This window comes from Streptomyces sp. P17 (assembly GCF_032436805.1).
GTDB lineage: Bacteria > Actinomycetota > Actinomycetes > Streptomycetales > Streptomycetaceae > Streptomyces.
Genome location: NZ_JAVRBF010000563.1, coordinates 1 through 302 on the forward strand (window position 1 = coordinate 1; position 302 = coordinate 302).

Annotated in this window: 1 protein-coding gene; it reads left to right on the top strand. The window is 56.6% G+C overall.

The genetic code is table 11. The features are described 5' to 3' along the window. Nucleotides 1–302 (top strand): anti-CBASS protein Acb1 family protein (locus tag RMT89_RS42125; RefSeq protein WP_315889042.1); only part of this gene is annotated, 302 nt, incomplete at both ends.

Below are 302 nucleotides of genomic sequence, written 5' to 3' on the forward strand. Positions count from 1 at the left end.
CTAATGGCGACTTACCGGCAGAATTGGGTGGCCGGTCGGATTATTGACGTTCCGGCATTCGACTGCACCCGCGCATGGCGAAACTGGCAGGCCAAGGGCCGTCAGATTGAGCGTATTGAGAAGCTAGAGCGCGACCTTGGGTTGCAAGGGAAGATTCGCCAGGCCAAGCAGCTAGGCGACCTGCTAGGCGGTGCTGCTGTCTATATCGGCACTAATGCGGCGGATGTTAGCAAGCCGCTGAACGTGCAGACTGAGAAGGTTAAGTACCTTACGGTATTCACCAAGTCTCAGCTATCCGGTGG